The sequence below is a fragment of the Martelella sp. HB161492 genome (assembly GCF_013184775.1).
Lineage (GTDB): Bacteria > Pseudomonadota > Alphaproteobacteria > Rhizobiales > Rhizobiaceae > Martelella.
The window spans coordinates 209,304-227,928 of sequence record NZ_JAATVV010000001.1 but is presented as its reverse complement, the minus strand read 5'-3'; the positions used below and the strand labels follow the sequence as shown (position 1 = coordinate 227,928).

At 58.8% G+C, this 18,625-nt stretch carries 17 protein-coding genes; 9 read left to right on the top strand and 8 right to left on the bottom strand.

Annotation, left to right across the window (positions count from 1 at the left end):
• Positions 1 to 34: 34 nt before the first annotated feature.
• The 4 genes from HCK86_RS01040 to uxaC all read right to left on the bottom strand — a co-directional run bounded on the left by HCK86_RS01040 (position 35) and on the right by uxaC (position 4,331).
• A complete protein-coding gene (locus HCK86_RS01040) occupies positions 35 to 1,315 on the bottom strand; it encodes a TRAP transporter large permease (protein ID WP_176082613.1) in 1,281 nt (426 codons plus the stop codon).
• A gap of 4 nt (positions 1,316 to 1,319) precedes the next feature.
• The gene (locus HCK86_RS01035) at positions 1,320 to 1,844 is read right to left on the bottom strand and encodes a TRAP transporter small permease (RefSeq protein ID WP_348641031.1); all 525 of its coding nucleotides are present in this window, start codon (positions 1,842 to 1,844) and stop codon (positions 1,320 to 1,322) included.
• Between the two features lie 61 nt (positions 1,845 to 1,905).
• The gene (locus HCK86_RS01030; protein WP_176082612.1) at positions 1,906 to 2,898 is read right to left on the bottom strand and encodes a TRAP transporter substrate-binding protein; all 993 of its coding nucleotides are present in this window, start codon (positions 2,896 to 2,898) and stop codon (positions 1,906 to 1,908) included.
• A 29-nt stretch (positions 2,899 to 2,927) separates the two neighbouring features.
• A complete protein-coding gene (gene uxaC, locus HCK86_RS01025) occupies positions 2,928 to 4,331 on the bottom strand; it encodes a glucuronate isomerase (RefSeq protein WP_176082611.1) in 1,404 nt (467 codons plus the stop codon).
• A gap of 105 nt (positions 4,332 to 4,436) precedes the next feature.
• Between uxaC and HCK86_RS01020 the strand changes: the two genes are divergently transcribed.
• Entirely contained in the window at positions 4,437 to 5,138 is a 702-nt protein-coding gene (locus tag HCK86_RS01020; protein ID WP_176082610.1) for a GntR family transcriptional regulator, read from the top strand.
• Positions 5,135 to 6,052, top strand: a complete 918-nt coding sequence (locus tag HCK86_RS01015; RefSeq protein WP_176082609.1) for a sugar kinase — start codon at positions 5,135 to 5,137, stop codon at positions 6,050 to 6,052. The genes HCK86_RS01020 and HCK86_RS01015 overlap by 4 nt, the downstream gene beginning before the upstream one ends.
• Positions 6,053 to 6,113: 61 nt before the next feature.
• Here the strand turns inward: HCK86_RS01015 and HCK86_RS01010 are convergent, their stop codons facing one another.
• Complete coding sequence (locus HCK86_RS01010; protein ID WP_176082608.1) at positions 6,114 to 7,031, bottom strand: AraC family transcriptional regulator; 918 nt, start codon at positions 7,029 to 7,031, stop codon at positions 6,114 to 6,116.
• 168 nt (positions 7,032 to 7,199) lie between these two features.
• Between HCK86_RS01010 and HCK86_RS01005 the strand changes: the two genes are divergently transcribed.
• The 6 genes from HCK86_RS01005 to HCK86_RS24270 all read left to right on the top strand — a co-directional run bounded on the left by HCK86_RS01005 (position 7,200) and on the right by HCK86_RS24270 (position 14,847).
• The gene (locus HCK86_RS01005; RefSeq protein WP_176082607.1) at positions 7,200 to 7,946 is read left to right on the top strand and encodes a hypothetical protein; all 747 of its coding nucleotides are present in this window, start codon (positions 7,200 to 7,202) and stop codon (positions 7,944 to 7,946) included.
• On the top strand, positions 7,943 to 8,839 hold the full coding sequence (locus HCK86_RS01000) for a sugar ABC transporter permease (RefSeq protein WP_176082606.1): 897 nt from the start codon (positions 7,943 to 7,945) through the stop codon (positions 8,837 to 8,839). Before HCK86_RS01005 ends, HCK86_RS01000 begins: the two co-directional genes overlap by 4 nt.
• 29 nt (positions 8,840 to 8,868) lie before the next feature.
• Positions 8,869 to 9,753, top strand: coding sequence for a carbohydrate ABC transporter permease (locus HCK86_RS00995; RefSeq protein WP_246739429.1), 885 nt, complete (start codon positions 8,869 to 8,871; stop codon positions 9,751 to 9,753).
• Between the two features lie 5 nt (positions 9,754 to 9,758).
• Positions 9,759 to 10,871, top strand: a complete 1,113-nt coding sequence (locus tag HCK86_RS00990) for an ABC transporter ATP-binding protein (RefSeq protein WP_176082604.1) — start codon at positions 9,759 to 9,761, stop codon at positions 10,869 to 10,871.
• Positions 10,872 to 10,905: 34 nt separating this feature from the next.
• Positions 10,906 to 12,180, top strand: coding sequence for an ABC transporter substrate-binding protein (locus tag HCK86_RS00985; protein WP_176082603.1), 1,275 nt, complete (start codon positions 10,906 to 10,908; stop codon positions 12,178 to 12,180).
• 66 nt (positions 12,181 to 12,246) lie between these two features.
• Complete coding sequence (locus HCK86_RS24270; protein ID WP_348641030.1) at positions 12,247 to 14,847, top strand: glycoside hydrolase family 88 protein; 2,601 nt, start codon at positions 12,247 to 12,249, stop codon at positions 14,845 to 14,847.
• A gap of 371 nt (positions 14,848 to 15,218) precedes the next feature.
• On the opposite strand, the gene HCK86_RS00970 is transcribed toward HCK86_RS24270, so the two are convergent.
• From HCK86_RS00970 to HCK86_RS00960, 3 genes are read right to left on the bottom strand one after another with little or no spacing between them, the layout of a single operon-like run.
• Positions 15,219 to 16,016, bottom strand: coding sequence for an ABC transporter ATP-binding protein (locus HCK86_RS00970; protein WP_176082602.1), 798 nt, complete (start codon positions 16,014 to 16,016; stop codon positions 15,219 to 15,221).
• Entirely contained in the window at positions 16,016 to 16,957 is a 942-nt protein-coding gene (locus HCK86_RS00965) for an ABC transporter permease (RefSeq protein ID WP_176082601.1), read from the bottom strand. Before HCK86_RS00965 ends, HCK86_RS00970 begins: the two co-directional genes overlap by 1 nt.
• Position 16,958: 1 nt before the next feature.
• Positions 16,959 to 17,930, bottom strand: coding sequence for an ABC transporter substrate-binding protein (locus tag HCK86_RS00960; protein WP_176082940.1), 972 nt, complete (start codon positions 17,928 to 17,930; stop codon positions 16,959 to 16,961).
• 271 nt (positions 17,931 to 18,201) lie between these two features.
• Between HCK86_RS00960 and HCK86_RS00955 the strand changes: the two genes are divergently transcribed.
• Positions 18,202 to 18,486: a hypothetical protein gene (locus HCK86_RS00955; RefSeq protein ID WP_176082600.1), complete on the top strand. Its 285-nt coding sequence runs from the start codon at positions 18,202 to 18,204 to the stop codon at positions 18,484 to 18,486.
• The last annotated feature ends 139 nt before the right edge of the window (positions 18,487 to 18,625 follow it).

The following is an 18,625-nucleotide window of genomic DNA, read 5'->3' as shown; positions in this document are numbered from 1 at the left end:
AGGGGATATTTCAGCTGGCGGCCGTTCCCGTTTCCTAGTGGAACAGGGCCGGAAGCCAGAGCGTCAGCGCCGGAATGTATGTCACCAGCATCAGGGTCACGATGGCCGCCAGATAGAAGGGCCAGATCGTCCTGATGGCTTGCGAGACCGGGATCTTGCCGACGGCGCAGCCGACAAACAGCACGGAACCAACCGGCGGTGTGCACAGGCCGATGCCGAGGTTGAGGATCATGATCACGCCGAACTGAACCGGATCGACACCAAAGGCAGAGGCGACCGGCAGGAAGATCGGGGTGGTGATGACGATCAGCGGTGACATGTCCATGAATGTACCGAGGATCAGCAGCGCCACATTGATCAGGAGCATGATGATGATCGGATTGTCGGATACCGTCTGCATGAAGTGGACGATATTGGCCGGTACCCTAAGATAGGCCATCAGCCAGCCGAAGCAGGCTGCGCAGCCGATCACCAGCAGCACCATGGCCGTGGTCTTGACCGCGCCCACCGTCACCTCGACAAAGGCCTTGAAATCCATGGTCTTGTAGAGGAACAGCGTACAGGCCAGCGCATAGACAACGGCAATATCGGAGCTTTCCGACGCCGTGAAAATGCCTGAGCGGACGCCGCCGAAGATGATCGCGATCAGGATCAGGCCCGGAATGGCATCGATGAAGAGCGCACCGGCGATCTTCATGCCGGGAAACTTTTCGGTCGGATAGCCGCGTTTGGTGGCCACGAACCAGGCCGCCACCATCAGCGACAATGCCAGGACGATGCCGGGAATGATGCCGGCGGTGAACAGATCGGCAATCGAGATGCGGCCGCCACCGGCGATCGAATAGATGATCAGATTATGCGACGGCGGCAGCATCAGGGCGATCATTGCCGCGGTGACCGTGATGTTGACCGCATAGTCCGGGTCATAACCGCGTTCCTTCATCTGCGGCACCATTAGACCGCCAATGGCCGAGGCATCGGCCGCAGCCGAACCGGAAATACCGCCAAACAGCACCGAGGCGGCGATGTTGACCTGGCCAAGGCCGCCGCGGAAATGGCCGACCACGGCGCCGGCCAGTGCCACCAGCCTGCGGGCAATGCCGCCGCGCACCATGATTTCGCCGGCATAGATGAAGAAGGGGATGGCCATCAGCGCGAAGACCGAGACACCGGAATTGAGGCGCTGGAAGACCACGAGCGGCGGCAGGCCAAGATAGATGATCGTCGCAAAGGACGAGATCCCGAGGCAGAATGCCACCGGCGTGCCGATCAAAAGTAGGATGGCGAAAGTTCCAAACAGGACGAGGAGTTCCATGGGCTTAATCCTCGAACAGATCGGTTTCGCCGAAGCGGGCCGTCGGCAGGCCGCAGGCACGCCTTGCGACGCGTTCCAGCGAGAACAGCACGGTTAAGGCGCCACCGGCAACGATGGAAAGATAGCCGACCCCGTCGGGAATGCCGAGCGAGGGCATGGTGGCCCCCCATGTGCCGGCGACAAGCTCGGAACCATAGATGACCATGCCAAGGCCGAAGGCGATGACGAAAAGGTCGGAAATGGTGTAGAAAATCAGCTTCACCCGGCGCGGAATGACATGGAGCAGGATGTCAAAGCTCAGGTGATAGCCCTGACGAATGCCCACGGCGGCGCCGAGGAAGATGAACCAGCCCATCAGCAGGACAGAGGTCTGCTCGGTCCAGATCGGCGTATTGTTGAGGACGTAGCGTCCGAATACCTGCCAGGCAATGAAGGCGGTCATCAGCGCCAGACCGATCGCAGCGCCCCACAGCGCGATCGTCGACAAGACGCCCAATCCCTTGGCAATCGATTTCATAGTCTCTTGCACGATGCTTACTCCCCTCTCAAAAGGAGCGGACGCGGCAGATAGACTGCCGCGTCCGTCGGGATTACTGGGTAGCCTGAATACGAGCGACCATGTCCTTCAGCTTGTCGCTGGTGACATATTTTTCGTAGATCGGCTGCATCGCCTCGATGAACGGGGTCTTGTCGATGTCGGTGACGACCTTGACGCCGGCGGCTTCCACGACCTTTTCGGATTCGGCCTCACGGGCCTTCCACTGCTCGCGCTGATAGGCGACCGACTGCTTGGCGGTTTCCTTCACGCAGGCCTGGTCCTCAGGCGTCAGCTTGTCCCAGGTGGTCTTCGACATGACGAGGACTTCCGGAACGATCAGGTGTTCGTCGAGCGTGTAGTAAGGTGCAACATCGTAATGGCTGGACGACTCGTAGGACGGCCAGTTGTTCTCGGCCCCATCGATAACGCCGGTCTGGATCGAGGAATAGACCTCGCCATAGGGCATTGGTGTGGCGTTTGCGCCCAGCGCATCGACCATATCGACGAAGATATCCGACTGCATGACGCGGAATTTCATGCCCTTCAGATCGTCGATCGACGTGATCGGCTTTTCGCGATTGTAGAAGGAGCGCGAACCGCCGTCGTAAAAGGCCAGGCCAACAAGGCCATAGGGCTGGAAAGCGTCGAGGATTTCCTGGCCGATTTCACCGTCCATGACCTTGTGCATGTGGTCCGTGGAACGGAAGATATAGGGCAGGGACGGGATCTGCGTTTCCTCGATCAGGCCGTTGAACGGCCCGAGGCTCACGCGCAGCATGTCGATGACGCCGAACCGCGTCTGTTCGATTGTGTCCTTTTCCTCGCCAAGCTGGGCCGAGTCATAGACTTCGATCCCGATCTTGCCATTCGTGCATTGTTCGAGCAGTTCCCCCATATGCTGAACTGCAACGACGGTCGGATAACCGGCCGGATGCGTGTCTGATGAGCGCAGCATCATCTCCGCTGCGCCCGCCGAAACTGCAGTCGTCGCGATGGCGACGGCTGCGATTGATATTCCCACTCCCAGTTCTTTCAAGCGTCTCATTTTGTCCTCCAGCTTGAAAATGGCTGTTGTTACAGCCGGTAAGCGCGCTTCACCAAATTATAGGTCAAGTCGCGCGCGACTTCCGGGGCCTCGTCCTCAGCGAGACGCCCCGTGGCAACCAGGGTTGCCAGGAAAGCGCAGTCGACACGGCGGGCGACATCATGACGTGCGGGGATCGAGCAGAATGCCCGCGTATCGTCGTTGAAGCCGACCGTGTTGTAGAAGCCGGCCGTTTCCGTGACCATTTCACGGTAGCGGCGCATGCCCTCGGGGCTGTCATGGAACCACCATGCGGGACCGAGCCTCAGCGCCGGGTAAGCGCCGGCCAGAGGTGCAAGTTCGCGCGAATAGGCGGTTTCATCCAGGGTAAACAGGATCACGGTGAGGTCGGGGTTCATGCCAACAGCGTTCAGCAGCGGACGCAGTGCCGTGACATAATTGGTCTGGCTCGGAATATCGAAGCCCTTGTCGCGGCCGTGACGAGCCATGACCTCATCGGAATGGTTGCGGGTAGAGCCCGGATGGATCTGCAGCACGAGGCCGTCCTCGATGCTCATGCGGGCCATTTCCGTCAGCATGTGGCCACGGAAGGCATCGGCTTCTTCCGGCGTGCATTTTCCCGCCAGCGCCTTGTCAAACAATGCTGCGGCCTCGGCCTTCGGCAGGTCTTCGGTGCGCGCCGTCGGATGGCCGTGGTCGGTCGAGGTGGCGCCATACTGCTTGAAGAAGGCACGGCGGATGCGGTGGGCTTCGAGATAATTGTCGAAGCTGGTGGCATCGATGCCGGCCATCTCGCCGAACTTCTCGATATTCTCGGCAAAACCCTCGAAATCCGGGTCAACAACCGGGTCAGGACGGTATGCGGTGACGACCTTGCCGCCGGTCCAGCCTGAATCACGGATCATCTGGTGCCACTTCAGATCATCGAGCGGGCTTTCGGTCGTGGCAATCACTTCGATGTTGAAACGTTCAAACAATGCGCGCGGAAGGAATTCCGGACGTTGCAAGCAGTCGCTGATATGGTCATAAAACTCATCGGCCGTATCCGGGCCGAAGCGCTTTGTGAGGCCAAACACATGTTCGAAGGAATGTTCCAGCCAGCCGCGGCTCGGTGTGCCGCGCAGCAGATAGAAGTTTTCGGCAAACAGGCGCCAGATCTTGCGGCTGTCGGTTTCCGTCTGTCCGCCATCGATGCGCGGAACGCCGAGGTCCGTCAGGGCAACGCCCTGCGAGCAGAGCATGCGGAAGACATAGTGGTCGGGTACGACAAAGAGCTTGGCCGGATCCGGAAAGGGAAGATTTTCGGCATACCAGCGCGGATCGGTGTGGCCGTGGGGCGACACGATTGGCAGGTCTGCGATTTCATTGTAGAGGGCGCGGGCGATGTTTCGCGCGCCGGGTTCGATCGGAAAAAGCCGGTCTTTATCGAGCATTTTTTGGCCTCCCCTAAAGGGCTTTTGTCTCGCGCGGAAAAAGCGCGATTGCAATTTACCAGAAAACTAATATGTTAGTATGCATTGAGTGTCAATGGAGGTCGCATGGCCGAGAAACTTAAAATTGGCTCGCTTGAACCTCAGCGTCTGCCTTCGGTCACGGATCTGGTCTACGAGCATCTCTATAACCAGGTCGTCGGTCTTGAACTGCCGCCGGGGGCGAAGCTGTCCGAAGTCGAGGTCGCCCGTCAGCTCGGCGTCTCGCGCCAGCCGGTGCGTGACGCCTTCTATCGCCTGTCGCAGCAGGGCTTTCTTCTGATCAGGCCACAGCGTGCCACGCTGGTGACCCATATTTCGGAAGAAGCGGTCATGCAGGCGCACTTTATCAGAACCGCACTGGAAATGGCTACGGTTCAGGCGGCGGCAGATGCGATTTCCGTCGATGACGGCAAGGCGCTTGATCACCTGCTCGAAGAGCAGAAACAGGCACTCGCTGCCGGTGACAAGCTGCGCTTTCATGAGCTTGATGACAATTTTCACAAACTCATCAGCGAAATTTCCGGCCACGGTTATGCCTGGTCATTGATCCGCGACCATAAGGCGCATATGGACCGGGTGCGTTATCTCAGTCTTTCCTTCGGTGCACAGGCAGCAATTGACGAACACGCATTCATCGTGAGCGCGATCAAGGCGGGGAACGGAACTGCAGCTGTAGAAGCGATGCGAGACCACCTGTCCAGGATCGGCACGATCGTCGAGCGGATCCATCTCAGTCATCCCGCCTTTTTCGAAATGGACGAAAAATGAAAAAACTGCCCGAGAACATTCTTTGCATCGGCGAATGCATGGTCGAAATGGCGCCGCGCGAAGATGGCGCCTACAATCGCGGCTTTGCCGGCGATACGTTCAATTCCGCCTGGTACCTCTCCAAGGTTTTGCCGGGTCACTTCACGGTCGATTACTTCAGCGGCGCCGGCAACGACGCGGTTTCCGGCGAGATGCTTTCCTTCATGGAGAATGCCGGGGTCGGCACGGCGTCGATTCGGCGCATCGCCGATCGTACGGTTGGCCTTTACATGATCGCGCTGAAAAATGGCGAGCGGTCCTTCTCCTACTGGCGCGATGTTTCCGCTGCCAAGCTTCTGGCCGAAGATAAGGATGCGCTGCGTGCCGCGGTGAAGGGCAGGGGAATGATCCTGTTTTCCGGCATCACCATGGCCGTGATCTATGCCGAACATCGGCAGAACCTGCTTGATGTCCTGTCGGAAGCGCGCGCTGAAGGCACGATTGTCGCCTTTGATCCGAACATGCGCGCCCGGCTGTGGCCGAGCAAGGACATCATGGCCGAGACGATCATGCGCTCGGCGGCTGTCAGCGATATCGTTCTGCCATCCTTTGATGAGGATGGCGTGGTTTTCGGAGATGCCGATCCCAAGGCGACCATCGCCCGCTACCGGAGCATCGGTGTCAATACCGTCATCGTCAAGAACGGGCCGGAGACGATCTATGCCGAGGACAGCGAGGAAGGCCCGGTAACCTTCTCGCCAACGCCGTCGAAAAATGTCGTCGACACAACGGCTGCCGGTGACAGTTTCAATGCGGGGATGATTTCGGCGCTGATGACCGGCCACGCGCTGGTTGACGCGCTGGCCAAGGGGTCGGCCCTGTCGGCACGGGTCATCGGTGCGCGTGGTGCGCTTGTCGAAGACGCCATCGCCTGAGGTTCAGGCGTTTCACGGGTTTCAGGCTGGCCGGGGCATCATTCCTGGCCGGTTTTTCGTGTCAGAGCTTCGGCCTCAACAGCGGGAATGGCGTCATGCCGTCTTCCTCGCCGCGCGGGAAGCCCCCTTCCTGGTGGCGTTTCTGCAGCATTTTATAGCCGGCCGGGCTGACACCGATATAGCGCTTGAACATGCGCGAGAAATAATAGGAATCGCCATAGCCGACAAAGGCGGAGGCCTGCTTGACCGACTGGCCGCTGGCCAAAAGGGCCATGGCGCGCTCCATGCGCTTGAATTCGTGATATTTCTGCGGGGTGAGCCCCACCTGTTTGCGGAACTCGCGGCGAAAATAGTCCTCATTATAGGGAACGCCGTCGAGCACACGCTCAACCGTGTCGTCGCTGATCGGATCGGAGGCGATCTGGCTGGCGGCCACCATGACGGCAAGCGAGAGGCTGTCGGGGTTGTTGACCGACACATCCTGTTGCGGATGCCAGCGGATGAAAGCGGCCTCGATGAATTCGATCAGCAGCACCATGAACAGATGGTGCTGGGTGAAGGTGGTGGAGGAGAGCGGCGACGATTCGCGGTAATGGCGTACCAGCGGCGCGATCATGGCCCAGCGCGGAAGATCGACCCACATGCGGCATTCCATCTGGTCGAAAAGATCCATCCGGCCGAAAACTTCCGCCGTGAAGTGCTGGGCGACGCCGGTGTAAAGCTCTTCCGACAGGGATTTGCCGACAAAGCGGGTGCCTGCAGGAATCAGTAGTGCCCGGCCGGGCTGCATGATAAAAGTCTCGTCTGCAACCTTATATTCCGCGCGACCGGTCAGGCAAATGGCGAGATCGTGAACCTGGTTGATCTTGTCGGTTTTCCAGGTCTGCGTATGGAGCATCTTGATGGCCGAACGCGTAAGCGTGAGGTTTAGCGCATTGACTGCGATGCCATCAAGAACGCCGCCTTCGATTTTATCCATCCTTTTGTCCCAAACCCTCTATTCACATTCCAGTAATAGACTAGGATATTAGCTCTCGGAACGTCGGAAAACCGGCGTAGGAGTGAAAATTTCATCGGGAGGAAGAGGTCAGCGTGGCAGAGGTTAACCTTAAATCGGTTTAGAATGTCCTGTTGACCTGATTGTGTCATGCACAATTCAGACCATATCGAAACAGTCAAATTCGCCGTATTCGGCAGCGCCGCTTTGCAGCTGGCGACCGGCCGTCCGGACGATCTGGCACGTGACGGGCATCTTCCTGCCCTCACCCGTCGTTATGGCATAGACTTCGCTTCCGCACAAAGAGTTACGCGTAACCGCGATCGTTTCGGCGCTGATGCTGCCGGGCATGATGAGGGTTTCCCGCCCGCTGCCTGCACCATCGCTGCACACACTATTTCCAGAGCGCTGCCGCGCGTCCAGAAGGATGCCCGGTGCTCTGCAGTCCCGACCCGCGCTGGCTATGCCGCCGCGGCCATCCTCCCAGGTGTTGATCGTGTCAAGGCGAAGCATGTCGCCGACACGGCGCGCACCGTACTGACGGCTGGCAGGACCGTTGACGCGGTCGGACTGAGTAACCGGCGCGATCCGGGGGCTTTTGCCCCCGGCGCTGCCGGGACCAACACCCGACATTCGGGTTTGAGCGGTGGGAATGCTGATGCCGGCTTCCGCGCTGCCTTTCTTCCCGCGTCAAAGCATCTGCCGGAAGAACCCTTTCATCAGGTTCTCGACGCCGTATTGACGCACGCCTGCAACCGGTCATCAAGGCTGATTGCATCCGATCCACTCACTGCCCTCATCGGTCCTGACACGGCCATCACGATGCCGGGCGAACTGGTCGCGACCACAGATAAAAATCAAGGCGGCGCGACCGCAGAAATGGGAACTAAGTCATGAGCGGCGAAAATCGTTTCATGGGCTTGGCTTATCTGTCTCCGTACATCATAGGCCTTCTGCTTTTCACGGCAGTGCCCTTTATCGCTTCCTTCGTGCTGTCGTTCACCGACTACAGTCTGATGAGTGCGCCCCACTGGGTGGGATTGAAGAACTATATCAAGCTCTTCACCCATGACCGTACCTTCACCAAGTCGTTGAACGTCACGCTGATCTACGTGTTCAGTACCGTTCCTTTGAAGCTGGCCTTCGCCCTCTTCATCGCGGTGATCCTGAACTACAAGCTGAAGTTCATCAACTTCTTCCGCACGGCCTTCTACGTTCCGTCCATTCTCGGCGGCTCGGTCGCGATTGCGGTTCTGTGGCGTTATCTGTTCCAGTCGGGCGCGGGCCATGAAGGCCTCGTCAACATGGCGTTGATGGGCATGGGCCTTGATCCGATCAACTGGTTCGGCGATCCCACCAATGCCCTTTTCACCATCACGCTCCTGCGCCTGTGGCAGTTCGGCTCGGCAATGGTCATCTTCCTGGCCGCTTTGCAGAGTGTCGACAACTCGCTCTATGAAGCTGCGGCAATCGATGGTGCCGGCAAATGGCGGACCTTCTTCTTCATCACCCTGCCGCTGATCACGCCTGTCATTTTCTTCAATCTGATCATGCAGACGGTTCAGGCGTTCCAGGAATTCAACGGTCCTTACATCATCACCCAGGGCGGGCCGCTCAAGGCTACCTATCTGCTGCCGCTCTACATTTATGACGAGGCCTTCAAGCACTTCAAGATGGGCTACGCCTCGGCCATTGCATGGGTGATGTTCGCCATCATCATGGTCCTGACGCTGGTCGCCTTCTGGTCGTCGCGTCACTGGGTCTACTATGCCGGCGACAAGAGGAGCTGATCATGACCGAGCAAACCTTGTCATCAACCATGAGCGCCCGCGATCTTGAAGCCATTGAGGCCCGCAAGCGGGAACAGCGTAAAATGCTGATCTCGTCGATCATTCGCTATATCGTTCTGTTCGCAGTCGGTCTCATCATGCTCTACCCGCTGATCTGGCTGGTGGGCGCATCGTTCAAGACCAATGCCGAGATCTTCTCCAGTGCCGGCTTCTGGCCCAGGAATCCGACGCTTTCGGGCTATATCGAAGGCTGGAAGACCTCGACACCTTATACGTTCGGCCGCTTCTTCCTCAACACCTTCTGGATCCTGATCCCGAAGATGATCGGAACCGCGATTTCGGCAACGGCTGTCGCCTATGGCTTCGCCCGTTTCGAATTCCCCGGCAAGCGCCCGCTGTTTGCATCGCTGATTGCGATCCTGCTGCTGCCCAACGTCGTCACCCGCATTCCGCAATATCTGCTGTTCCGCGAATTCGGCTGGCTGGACACCTTCCTGCCGCTGTGGGTTCCCTCGGCACTGGCCGGTGATGCGTTCTTCGTCTTCATGCTGGTTCAGTTCCTGCGCGCCATTCCGCGCGATATGGAAGAGGCGGCCCGTGTGGATGGTGCTTCGAGCTGGCAGACGCTGGTCTATATCGTCGTACCGCTTCTGACCCCGGCGCTGATCTCGGTCTGCCTGTTCCAGTTCATGTGGACCATGAACGACTTCCTCGGCCCGTTGATCTACCTGTCATCGGTCGACAAATACCCGGTCTCGCTGGCGCTGAAACTGTCAATCGATACGACGGAAGCATTTGACTGGAACAAGATCCTGTCCATGTCCGTGCTCGCGATCGCACCCGCCCTCATCGTGTTCTTCATGGCACAGAAGTATTTCATCGAAGGTATCTCCGCTGGCGGAGTCAAAGGATAACAACCATGGCCAGAGTTGAGCTTAAGAATCTCGAAAAAGTCTACGGCAAGTTCAAGGCCGTGCATGGCATCAACCTTGAAATCCAGGACGGTGAATTCATGGTGCTGGTCGGCCCGTCGGGCTGCGCCAAGTCGACCACCCTGCGTATGATCGCAGGCCTGGAGCGGATCTCCGGCGGTGAAATCCGCATCGGTGAGGATCTCGTCAACGACAAGGCACCCGGCCAGCGCGGTATCGCGATGGTGTTCCAGAACTACGCGCTCTATCCGCATATGAAGGTGAAGAACAATCTCTCCTTCGGCCTGCGTCTGAAGCATGCGCCCAAGGATCAGATCGCGGCTGCGACTGAAGATGTCTCGCATATTCTCGAGATCGAGGAATATCTGGAACGTCTGCCCAAGCAGCTTTCCGGTGGTCAGGCCCAGCGCGTTGCCGTTGGCCGCGCGCTGATCAAGAAGCCGCAGGTCTTCCTGTTTGACGAACCGCTGTCAAACCTGGATGCCAAGCTTCGTGCCTCGATGCGTGTGCGCATTACCGATCTGCACAAGCAGCTTCTTTCGGAAGGCATGCATTCCACCGTCTGCTACGTCACCCATGACCAGACGGAAGCCATGACCATGGGCAACCGCATCTGCGTGATGAAGGAAGGCCGTATCATGCAGGTGGCCGACCCCTATACGCTGTATCAGAAGCCCGCCAACGCCTTTGTCGCCGGCTTCATCGGTTCGCCAGAAATGAATATCGGCGATGCTACGCTTGGCAATGACGGCACGATCAAGATCGGCACCCAGACGCTGAAGCTTGATGACAAGACGCTTGCCCGTCTCGACAAGGATGCTCCGACCGAGGTCACCTATGGCCTTCGCCCGCAGCATTTCGAAGTTGTCGAGCCCGGTGCCGGAAATTGCCTCAACGGCCGCGTTTCCCATGTCGAATTCATGGGGCATGAAATCTTCCTCTATCTGACGATCGAGGATCAGAGCTTCACGGTCGTGGTGCCTGCCACGGGGTTCCGCCAGCAATATCTGCGTGATCAGCAGATCAGCATCGCACCGCGTGAGGATGCCATGCACATTTTCCACCGCCGTTCGGGCGAGAATATCTCGCTGTCGGCCTGACTATCGCAATGTTCATCTTTTCAGGGAGGATTTTATGAAACTGAAGATGACTGTACTGGCCACTTTGATGGCCGCAACCAGCCTTTCCGCAGCCCATGCCGCAGATCTGCGCATGTCATGGTGGGGTGGCGACAGCCGCCACGTCGCGACGCAGGAAGCGCTGAAATATTGTGGTGAAAAACTTGGCGACACGATCGCTCCGGAATTCACCGGCTGGTCGGGCCATCAGGAAAAGATCACCACGCAGCTTGCTGGCGGCACGGAAGCCGACATCATGCAGATCAACTGGCCGTGGCTGCCGCTGTTCACGCCGACCGGCGAAGGCTTTGCCGATCTGAACGACTTTGCCGACATCATCGATCTGTCGCAGTATTCCGATGCTGATCTGGCCTCGTCCACCGTCAACGGTCACCTGCAGGGCATTCCACTGTCGACCACCGGTCGTCTGCCCTGGTTCAACCAGACCACTTTCGACAAGGCCGGTGTGGCTCTGCCGGAAAGCTGGAGCGATCTGGAAACCGCAGCCGCGGCCTTCAGGGAAAAGCTTGGCGACAGCTATTTCCCTTATGAAGCAACCGGTCAGGATGGTCTCGATGCCCGCCTTCTGATGATGGCCTACCTCACGCAGAAGACCGGCAAGACCATGATCGATGCCGATACGGGTGAGCTTCTTTATACCGAGGCAGACTTCAAGGATGCGCTCGACCTCTACAAGAAGTTCGAGGACGAAGGCGTCATCATTCCGTGGCCGGACGTCGCTGCTGCCGGTAACCTGGCCCTGAACGAAAACCCGAACTGGGCTGACGGTCACATCGCCGGCACCTTCCAGTGGGATACGGTCTATTTCAAGATCTCCGATCCGCTGCAGGAAGGCCAGAAGCTGGTGCCGCACAAGATCCTGCTGGCTGACGGTGCCACCAATGACGGTGTCTATCGCAAGCCTTCTATGCTGTTCGCGATCTCGAAGAATTCGAAGAACCCGAAGGACGCTGCTGCTGTGGTGAACTGCCTGCTCAACGACGAAAAGGCCGTTGAAATTCTGGGCACCACACGCGGTATTCCGGCCTCCAAGAAGGCTTACGAGCAGCTGAGCGCAGCTGGCGAAATCGAGCCGGAACAGATCGAAGCACATCAGATCATCATGGATGCCACCGGCCCGACCATCTCGCCGCTCAACGAGCATCCGCAGGTCGTTCAGGCCTTTGGCGATGTGATGGAAGAATTCGCCTACGGTCAGATCGACTCCGATACGGCTGCCGAGGAAATCGTCTATAACCTCAAGGACGTCCTCGACAGCATCAATAACTGATAGCGTCAACGAAGGGGCGGCGGCCTTTGCTGCTGCCGCCCCGGTTTTCCAAGTTGGATCAAGGACATGACTGCCATAGAGCTGCTCGCCGCTTCGGCGAGGACGGCGACTTTTGCTGCTTTTTCGTCGCAAAATCACTATTTTCTCAAGCAGCCGCTTGACTGGCACCTCGTCAGCGAAACGCTGGACGAAGCCCGGCAAACGGGCAGGACCGGGAAAACAATCTTCACCGTAACCGGCCTGCAGCCGGACACGAAATACCGCCTGGCGATTGCCGGCGAGACATTCGAATTCTCAACTTCCGTGGAAACGGGCTTTGCCGATATCGCCGATCATGGCGCGACCACGGTTTCTGAAAATAATGCGAGCGCCATTCAGGCGGCTATCGATGATCTGCCTGCGGGTGGAACGCTGCGGATCGGCGCGGGTGTCTGGAAGTCCGGCCCGCTGTTTTTGAAGAGCGGCCTTACGGTTCTGCTGGATGAGGGCGCGGTGCTCTGGGGCATTGCCGACCGCGATCAGTACAAGATCCTGCCGGCCCGTCACGACGATGGCCGGGTGCTCGGCACCTGGGAGGGGGTGGCGGAAGCCTGCTATGCCTCGCTGATCACCGCGATTGATCAGAACAACATCACCATTACCGGCACGGGGCGTATCGATGCCGGCGGCGACCGGGGCGATTGGTGGACATGGGCGAAGGAAAGCCGCAATGGTGCGCGCCGCGCCCGTTCGCTGTTCCTTTCGGGCTGCGAAAATCTGACGCTCACGGGCTTCACCGTCTGCAATTCGCCGTCCTGGATGGTGCATCCGGTCTATTGCCGCAACATCATCGCGGCCGACATCAAGATCGAAAGCGATGCCCATTCGCCCAATACCGACGGGTTTGATCCGGAATGCTGCACCGATGTCGCCATGCGCGGTATCCGCTTTTCCGTTGGGGACGACTGCATTGCCATCAAGGCAGGCAAGCGTGATCCCAAGGGTGGCCTTGAGGGCGCGACCCGCAATGTTACGATCGAGAACTGTTTCATGGAACGCGGCCATGGCGGCATTGTCATCGGTTCGGAAATGAGCGGCTCGGTGTCCGGCGTCGCGGTTCGACGCTGCGAAATGCGCGACACCGATCGCGGCCTGCGCGTCAAGACCCGGCGCGGCCGGGGCGGCTTCGTCTCTCGCATTCTCGTTGAGGATTGCGTCATGGACAATGTCGCCAGTCCCTTTGTCATGAACGGCTTCTATTTCTGCGATGCCGATGGCAAGTCGGACTATGTCCAGTCCCGCGATCCGCTGCCAGTCGATGAGCGCACGCCGCTGATGGCCGACATCACCTTCCGCCGCATCGTCGCCCGCAATGTTCACACCGCCGCGGCCGCCTTTTACGGCCTGCCGGAAATGCCGATCGAGAACGTCACGATCGAGGATTACACCGTGACCTACGCAGCCAAGGCGAAAGCCCAGCCGCCGGTCATGGCCTGCAATATCGATCCTGTGCGTCATGGCGGCATCATCGCCGAGAATGCCTTCGTCTCGGCCAGCAATGTCGTGTTCGAGCGTGAGGGGGCGATGACGCCCTTCTACAAGCAGGCACTGCTGCGCTATTGCGATGACTATGCCCGCGATTACAGCCCCTATAAGGGTGGCTCCTGGTGCTATGAGGATGGCTGCCTCTATCGCGGGCTGATCTCGCTTTACGAGGTGACGGGCGAGGAGCGCTGGCTTTCGCATCTGCTCCGGCTGGTCAACGGCCAGATCAGCGAGGATGGCGAGATCGCCGGCTATACGCTGGAAGATTTCAACATCGACAATGTGCTGTCCGGCCGGGCCCTTGTCTGGCTTGAGGAAAAGACCGGCGACCAGCGCTACCGCAAGGCCGCCGATACGCTGGCGCTGCAATTGTCGCGCCATCCGCGCACGGCGGAAGGGCCGTACTGGCACAAGTTCCGCTATCCCGAACAGGTCTGGCTCGACGGGCTCTATATGGGCCTGCCGTTCAAGCTGGAATATGGCAAGGCCTATGGCAATCAGGCACTTGTCGAAGAGGCGGCGGACGAGCTTCTGACCGGGCTCGAACTGACCTATGATCCTGAAAGCCGGCTCTATCGCCACGCCTATGATTCCAAGAAGGTCCAGCCCTGGGCCGACAAGGAAAGCGGTCAGGCGCCGGCCCATTGGTCCCGTGCCATCGGCTGGCTGGCCATGGCGCTGGTCGATGAGATCGAAGCTTTGCCCGCCGGCACAAAACGCGACCAGCTGATCGCCCGCTGGACGGCGCTTGCCGCTCGGCTTGCCGAATTGCGCACAGCCGATGGCCGCTGGCTTCAGGTGACCGATATGCCGCAGCTCGGCGGCAACTATGCCGAAAGCTCGGCCTCGGTCATGTTCGCCTATGCCTTTATGAAGAGCGGCAGGCTCGGTCTTTCCGATGTCGATCCGGCGGTCGGCCGCGAGGCTTTCGACGCGCTTTATGCGCATGCCTTCGAGACCAATGCTGAGGGACGGCGCGTGCTGGGCAGGATTGTCTGCGTTGCCGGCCTTGGCGGCTTCGGTGGTGTGTTCCGTGATGGCACGCCGGGCTATTATCTGACGGAAATGATCAATCCGGACGACATCAAGGGTGTCGGGCCATTCATGATGGCCTTTGCCGAAGTGCTGCGCGCGGCGGACTGAACGCCCGCGCGCATCGAAATGCTTTCCTGCGAAGGGGTGGCTGGCTTGGGACCGGCCGCCCCTTTTTTTGCGCTAAAGAAAAATGCCGTCCGGAGGTGGTGCTCAGATTGCTGGCGCTCAGATTTCTGACAAACCCTAGCCCCTTCTCTAGCGTCATGCCTGTGCTTGTCACAGGCATCCAGCCGCCGTGCGTCCGCGCGGCGAAAGACTGAGCTTATTCAAATCCTTAAGAATATGGATCCCCGCGACAAGCACGGGGATGACGACGGAGGCGATGGCTATTCCACCCCAAGCAGACAAGCTGAATGACTTTGTCAGCAATCTGAACGCCGCCCGGAGGCGGCGTCTTCACGGCATCGCCAAGGAGGCGATCATGCCAGCATCAGCTGGTCGTCGTCGATCACGGTGCCTGCCGCCTTGCCGAAGCGCTCCAGCAGGTCGGTGACGGTGAGCTTCGACCGTTCCTCGCCCTTGATGTCGAGCACGATCCGGCCCGCATTCATCATCAGCGTGCGACTGCCATAGGCAAGGGCATCGCGCATGGAATGGGTGACCATCAGCGTGGTGAGCTTGCGGGTTTCGGCGATCTCGGCGGAAAGCGTCAGCACCTTGTCCGCCGCAGACGGGTCGAGCGCTGCCGTATGCTCGTCAAGCACGAGGATCTTCATTGGCAGAAGCGTTGCCATCAGCAGGCTGACGGCCTGGCGCTGGCCACCCGAGAGGGAGCCGATCGGCGTGCCCATGCGGTTTTCAAGGCCGAGGCCGAGCTTTTCCAGCTGTTCGGCAAAAAGCGTCTTCTGTCCGCGACCACCCAGTGCAAGCTTCAGCGAACGGTGTTTGCCGCGCGCAGCCGCAAGCGCCAGATTTTCCTCGATCGTCAGCGATGAGCATGTGCCGAGGCGGGGCTCCTGAAAGACGCGTCCGACATGACGGGCGCGCTTGGCAGCGGGCCAGTCGGTGACATCATCGGTGTCGAGCCAGATCGATCCCGTATCGGGTTTCACCGTTCCGACGACCGCCGACAGAAGCGTCGACTTGCCGGCGCCGTTGGAGCCGATCACGGTCACGAATTCGCCTTCGGGAATATCGAGATTGACGCCGCGCAGTGCCCGTACTTCGGTTGCCGTGCCCGGGTTGAAGGTGATGTGAATATCGGTGAGCCTCAGCATCAGTCCACCTTCTCCTCAGCCTGTTCCGGCGCCTTGACAAGGCGGAAATTGAACAGCGGTTTGATCCGGCCCTTCCGGCCGCGTCGCTGCGACAGGATAACGGCGACGGCAACGACAATGGCCGTGATCAGATTGAGATCCTGCGGCTGGATGCCGATGAAGCCGGCGGAAAGCGCCAGAGCGATGAAAACGCGATAGACGACAGCGCCGATGATGCAGCCGAGTGTCGCCAGGAAAACCGTGCGCCGGCCGAGAATCGCTTCACCGATGATCAGCGCGGCAAGGCCGGTGACGATGGTGCCGACACCCATGGTGACATCGGCAACGCCCTGCATCTGGGCAAAGAGCGAACCGGCAAGGGCGCAAAGCGCGTTGGCGATCGCCATGCCCAAAAGCGTCATCGTCCCGTTTCTGATGCCCTGTGCCTCTGCCATGGCCGGGTTTTCTCCCGATGCTCTAAGGCCAAGCCCGAGCTCGGTCTTCAAGAACCAGTCGATGATCAGCTTGGCGGCAACGGCAATGATCAGCAGCACGATCGAATTGCTCCACAGCCCCGCATTGAACAGGTGATCGGCGCGGGTGAAGACCGTGTCATGCCCGTAAACGGGCAGGTTCGGCCGTCCCATGATGCGCAGATTGATGGAAAACAGCGCCACCATCACCAGAATGCCTGCCAGCAGGTTCATGATGTTGAACCGCACATTGAGCAATGCGGTGACAAAGCCTGCAAGCGCCCCTGCCAGAGCGCCGAAAAGCGTCGCGATGAACGGGTCAATGCCGTGAATAAGGGAAGCGGCCGAAACGGCCGCCCCCAGTGGAAAACTGCCGTCCACCGTCAGATCGGGAAAATCGAGAACCCGAAATGACATGTAGATGCTGAGCGCGACGAGGGCATAGAGCAGCCCCGTCTCCAGCGCACCGGCAAGAGCGAAAAGCGTCATATTATTCGATGACCTTCTTGGCCGATGCCTTGACGTCGTCAGGGATCGTGACGCCCATGCCTGCTGCGGCTTTCATGTTGAGATAAAGGTCCTGATTGCCGGGAACGACGACAGGGATATCGGCAATCGGCGTGCCGTTGAGAATGTCGGCGACCATCTTGCCGGTCACCTTGCCCATTTCGCCATAGTTGAAGCCAAGGGCGGCAACGGCGCCGCGTTCAACTGATTCCGTGTCGGAGGTGAAGACCGGCAGCTTGGCGCGCTCACCGACGGTGATGATGGCTTCAAGCACTGAAATGACCGAATTGTCGGTCGGCAGCAGGATGGCATCAGCCTTGCCGACAAGATTGCGGGCGGCATCGGGTACCATGGTCGACTGGGCGGCGGGGCTGTCGACAATGGTGAAGCCCATGGTTTCGCCAACGGCCTTCATCCCGTCAACCTGGGCGACCGAATTGGCTTCGCCCGGATTATAGATGACGCCGATCTTCTTTGCCTCGGGCAGGAGCGTCTTGATCAGCGAAAGCATCGGCGCATAGTCCTGCTGGTCCGAGGTTCCGGTGATGTTGGCTTCCGGTTTTTCCTTGTCGGTCACGAGACCGGCGGCGACCGGATCGGTCACGGCAGCGAAGACAACAGGGCTGTCGCCCATGGATGCCTTGAGCGCCTGTGCCGACGGTGTGGAAATGCCGACCGCGACATCGGGCTTCAGGCCGGCAAATTCATCGGCGATCTGCGTCTGAGTCGTCATATTACCCTGGGCCGAGCGCGCAACAACCTTGAGGTTCTTGCCTTCGGTGAAGCCGGCATCGGCCAGCCCCGCGACAATGCCTTCACGGACAGCATCGAGAGCCGGGTGCTCGACGATATAGGTGATGGCCACGGTCTTTTCGGTTGCATCCTGTGCTGCGAGCGGGCCGGCAAGGCCAAACAGCGTCGCGCTGGCAGCGGCAGCCAGCATCATCTTCTTCATCATGCGCATCATTTCAAATCCTTCAGTCAGGATTGTCTGTAATAGGGATTGATCACGCGCGGCAGTTTGGCGCGCGGCGCTGTCGTGGTCAATCACTCAAGACAAGACTTTGCATGTTTCCTGAGATCAGCGGAGTGCCGCTACAATTTGACGGGGAAAGGATATACTGCCGGAATTTATGTATTTTTATGTTTACATAAAAATGATCGAATATGTCTTCGCGCTGTTTCGGTCAATTGTTCACGCGTCAAGAAAACATGGAGTTTCAGATATGCCGATTGAAAATTCATCCGGAGCACAAATGAGCCAATCTCAGGGGCTGCGAAATCTTGTTCATGAAAGGAGGGAGGAGCGGAACATAAGAAATCTTGTAAATTCAACCACTGCGGTCACGAAAGCCATCATCGACAATGCGAATGAACTTCTCTCGAACATTTATCAGAATCAACAGCAGCAAATGGGTCGCAATGATCGGGGCGGGCTGAATAACAATCAGCAGCCCAATGCAGGTTCTTCGAACAACGGAGAAACCCGGCCGAATCAGCCTCGGAGTTGACGCGCATAGCAACGGCATTTTCACTCCGCCCCGCCGCTATGCGGCAGGGCGACACTGTTCGTCTCAAGCCGTTTTTTCCCAAGGGGAATGACTGTCTCCGTCATCAGGACGCTCGATTTTGCGCGCAATGCCGCCAGGA

Coding starts and splice junctions, on each gene's coding strand:
- HCK86_RS00970 (WP_176082602.1), bottom strand. CDS start 16,016: ATGCTGAGGCTCACCGATATTCACATCACCTTCAACCCGGGCACGGCA.
- HCK86_RS00965 (WP_176082601.1), bottom strand. CDS start 16,957: ATGACGCTTTTCGCTCTTGCCGGTGCGCTGGAGACGGGGCTGCTCTAT.
- HCK86_RS01015 (WP_176082609.1), top strand. CDS start 5,135: ATGAAAAAACTGCCCGAGAACATTCTTTGCATCGGCGAATGCATGGTC.
- HCK86_RS00990 (WP_176082604.1), top strand. CDS start 9,759: ATGGCCAGAGTTGAGCTTAAGAATCTCGAAAAAGTCTACGGCAAGTTC.
- HCK86_RS00985 (WP_176082603.1), top strand. CDS start 10,906: ATGAAACTGAAGATGACTGTACTGGCCACTTTGATGGCCGCAACCAGC.
- HCK86_RS00955 (WP_176082600.1), top strand. CDS start 18,202: ATGCCGATTGAAAATTCATCCGGAGCACAAATGAGCCAATCTCAGGGG.
- uxaC (WP_176082611.1), bottom strand. CDS start 4,331: ATGCTCGATAAAGACCGGCTTTTTCCGATCGAACCCGGCGCGCGAAAC.
- HCK86_RS01030 (WP_176082612.1), bottom strand. CDS start 2,898: ATGAGACGCTTGAAAGAACTGGGAGTGGGAATATCAATCGCAGCCGTC.
- HCK86_RS01000 (WP_176082606.1), top strand. CDS start 7,943: ATGAGCGGCGAAAATCGTTTCATGGGCTTGGCTTATCTGTCTCCGTAC.
- HCK86_RS01020 (WP_176082610.1), top strand. CDS start 4,437: ATGGCCGAGAAACTTAAAATTGGCTCGCTTGAACCTCAGCGTCTGCCT.
- HCK86_RS01040 (WP_176082613.1), bottom strand. CDS start 1,315: ATGGAACTCCTCGTCCTGTTTGGAACTTTCGCCATCCTACTTTTGATC.
- HCK86_RS24270 (WP_348641030.1), top strand. CDS start 12,247: ATGACTGCCATAGAGCTGCTCGCCGCTTCGGCGAGGACGGCGACTTTT.
- HCK86_RS01005 (WP_176082607.1), top strand. CDS start 7,200: ATGCACAATTCAGACCATATCGAAACAGTCAAATTCGCCGTATTCGGC.
- HCK86_RS01010 (WP_176082608.1), bottom strand. CDS start 7,031: ATGGATAAAATCGAAGGCGGCGTTCTTGATGGCATCGCAGTCAATGCG.
- HCK86_RS00960 (WP_176082940.1), bottom strand. CDS start 17,930: ATGAAGAAGATGATGCTGGCTGCCGCTGCCAGCGCGACGCTGTTTGGC.
- HCK86_RS00995 (WP_246739429.1), top strand. CDS start 8,869: ATGAGCGCCCGCGATCTTGAAGCCATTGAGGCCCGCAAGCGGGAACAG.